General features: G+C 61.8%; 4 protein-coding genes. 1 reads left to right on the top strand and 3 read right to left on the bottom strand.

Annotated elements, in window-relative coordinates; translation table 11 throughout:
* Positions 1-553, bottom strand: a 553-nt coding sequence (gene wrbA, locus WCA53_RS19565; RefSeq protein ID WP_423914392.1) for an NAD(P)H:quinone oxidoreductase, incomplete at its 3' end; no start/stop codon positions are given.
* A 142-nt stretch (positions 554-695) separates the two neighbouring features.
* Between wrbA and WCA53_RS19560 the strand changes: the two genes are divergently transcribed.
* A complete protein-coding gene (locus WCA53_RS19560; protein ID WP_423914389.1) occupies positions 696-2,003 on the top strand; it encodes a YihY family inner membrane protein in 1,308 nt (435 codons plus the stop codon).
* Positions 2,004-2,036: 33 nt separating this feature from the next.
* On the opposite strand, the gene WCA53_RS19555 is transcribed toward WCA53_RS19560, so the two are convergent.
* Together WCA53_RS19555 and WCA53_RS19550 are read right to left on the bottom strand one after the other, a co-directional pair.
* Complete coding sequence (locus WCA53_RS19555) at positions 2,037-2,357, bottom strand: Mpo1-like protein (protein ID WP_423914384.1); 321 nt, start codon at positions 2,355-2,357, stop codon at positions 2,037-2,039.
* A 165-nt stretch (positions 2,358-2,522) separates the two neighbouring features.
* On the bottom strand, positions 2,523-3,050 hold a 528-nt coding region (locus tag WCA53_RS19550; protein ID WP_423914379.1), incomplete at its 5' end, for an alpha/beta fold hydrolase.

Here is a 3,050-nt window from a genome sequence, read left to right as displayed (position 1 = left end):
GCGCCGCCGCGAGCGCTTTTTCGTCGGCGGAGATGCCGCGATCGGCCGTGTCCGCCCGGGCGAAGTGCGACGCGCCGTAGGGCGTTCCACCGCTTTGTGTCGTGGTCAGCTTGGCCTCGGTGTACGGAATGCCGACGATCAGCATGCCATGGTGAAGCAAGGGCAGCATCATGGAGAGCAGGGTGGATTCCTGGCCGCCATGCAGGCTGCCGGTAGACGTAAACACGGCTGCAGGTTTGCCGGCCAGCGCGCCGGACAACCATTGCGGCGAGGTGCCGTCGAGGAAGTATTTCATCGGCGCCGCCATGTTGCCGAAGCGCGTGGGCGAACCGAGCGCCAAGCCGGCGCATTCCTCCAGGTCGCGGACTTCGGCATAGGGCGGGCCGTCATCGGGGATATCGGGCTGGGTCGACTCGCACACGGTGGAAACGGGGGGCACGGTGCGCACGCGCGCCTGCATGCCGGGCACGCTATCGACTCCCTGCGCGATCGCCTGGGCGAGCTCGCGAGTGGCGCCGTTGCGGCTGTAATAGAGCACGAGAATGTCGTTCATGGGCCTTTTCAGTGAGCGGGTATTATAGGGATAGGGTGTGCGAGCGCGGCTATATGATGTGCATCGATCGCTATTCAAGCCAACTTGCAGGCCCGCGGTACCGCGCGGTATCGCGCCGTACCGGGATTAAGGAGAAAGGTTCTTGCTGAAGTTTCCCATCGACCTCGACACCACGAAGCGGCTCGCCGGTTTCGTCGCGCGCCGCACGGGCGAGGATCGCGTGGCACAGGTAGCGGGCAGCCTGACGTTCACCACGGTGCTCTCGCTCGTACCGCTCGCGACCGTCGCGTTCGCGCTGTTTACGGCGTTTCCGATCTTCGCTTCGTTCCAGGCGTCGTTGCAGGATTTTCTCGCCGCGCATCTCATGCCGTCGCAGATTAACAGCCAGATCTTCAAATACCTGAACCAGTTTGCATCGAAGGCCAAAGGGCTGACGACGGTTGGCATGATGATTTTGTTCGTGACGTCGGTGATGACCATGATGACGGTCGAATCGGCGTTCAATGTGATCTGGCGGGTGCGTAAATCGCGCCCGCTGGCGCAGCGCGTGCTGGTCTACTGGGCCATCATCACGCTCGGCCCGATTCTTTTCGGTATCAGCCTGTCAACTTCGTCCTACCTTTTCGCGCAATCCGTCGCATTTGCCGGCTCCCACAATTTGATGCCGCCCGTGGTCGAATGGGCGCTAGCCAGCGCCACGATCCCGTTCACGGTGGTCGCGTTCACGATGCTCTATGTGTTCCTGCCGAACTGCAAGGTCGCGTGGCGCGACGCGGCGATCGGCGGGTTGGTCGCGGCAATCGCGTTTGACATTGTGAAGCGGGGCTTCGGTTATTACGTGCGCAGCATCCCGACCTATACGGCCGTCTATGGGGCGTTTGCCGCGTTGCCGGTGTTCCTGCTGTGGGTTTATCTGTGCTGGATGATCACGCTGATCGGCGCGATGGTGGCGTCGGCGGTACCGGCTATCCGGATCGGCCAGTTTCATCGATCGGACTTTCCCGGCAGCGATTTCCTCGACGTACTCGAGTTGCTCGCGCGTCTTGCCGAAGCGCGGGAAGCCGGGGCGCCGGGTTTCACAGGACTGGAACTGGCGAAGATGTTGCGATGCGACATGGATACGTCCATGCGTCTCATTCGCAAGCTCGACGCGCTCGACTGGGTTGCGCGCCTGGAGAATCTGCGCGTGCCGCGTTACGTGCTGATTGCAAACCCGCAGCAAATTACCGTGGCGAGGCTCTTTGACCTCTTTGTTGTTGAGCGCGACGAGCTGGATTATCAGTTGCGTCTCGATACTTCGCGTATCGATCGGGCGGCACTGATGAACGCGTTGGACAACGAAAAGCTGGACATCACGCTCGCCACGCTTTTGACAGAGCGCGCCGCGGCGCGTCAGGAAGCCGGGCGTGAAGCGCACGAACCGACTTCGATGCCGCATCAGCCGGCTTAAAACAGCCAGATCAAGACGTTCAGGCGGGGCGCCCTAAAGCGAAACCCGGCCAATGCAAATGTCCTTGAACATCACCCAGTCGCCCATCAGGCTATAAAAAGGATGCCGAAATGTGGCGGGGCGATTCTTTTCGAAAAAGAAATGGCCGATCCACGCGAAGCCGTAGCCACAAATTATCGCGGCGGGGAGCCACATCCAGTCGCCGGTTGCCAGTGCCATTGCGAGGAAGCCGATCACGCCCAGCGAGCCGATGAAGTGCAGCCTGCGCGACGCCACGTTGCGATGTTCGGCAAGGTAATACGGATAGAACTCCGCGAAATTCGCAAAGTGATCCGAATGTGCGGTTTCAGCCATGACAGACTCCTTTTCGCCCGGATTGAAACGGGGCGCGTCCTGATTCATTTTCCGGCGATCGACGCCCCCATGCAACTGCGCGAGCGGCTATTTTGGTGACCCCTCCCATTCGGCTGATAGCGGCCCGCCGCGCGGCCGCTTAAGATCGTCCTAGAGCTTGGCGGATCAAGCGGACCGTGTCGCGAAGCTGAATAACGCGGCGAGCGTTGCATCGGGTTGCTCGCTCATCAAGGCATGTCCCGCGTCGAGCGTGATCGCGTCGACCGTAACGCGCGCCTGTTTCATTGCGCCAATCAGCGCGTGTGCGGCGCGCGGTGGCGTCATGGCATCCCGGCGGCCAGCAATCACTTGGACGGGACATTGCAGTGCTGCTGCGCGTTCCATGCCGTCCCGGTAGTCGTTGCATGCGCTGAAATCGGTGTGAAAGAGCTGCGCTTCGCCGCGCTCGGCCACGCGCTCCATCAAGCGCTGGTTCGCTCCATGAAGCCAGAAACCCGGGCTGGGGCAGGAGGGCTTTGCAGCGATCGAGGAATGGGACCACTCGTTCACCATCTCGATCGCGTCAGCCTCGCGATCGCGCGCGGCGTCGAGCAGCGTGTCGGACACGGTCATCGGAAAAGCGGTGGCTAGCAGGGCCAGTTTCGTGACGCGCAAGGGAAAGCGCGCGGCGGTATCGAGGGCGATCAGCGAGCC

Source organism: Caballeronia sp. (assembly GCF_049581465.1).
Taxonomy (GTDB): domain Bacteria; phylum Pseudomonadota; class Gammaproteobacteria; order Burkholderiales; family Burkholderiaceae; genus Caballeronia.
This window is presented reverse-complemented; position numbering and strand designations above follow the sequence as displayed.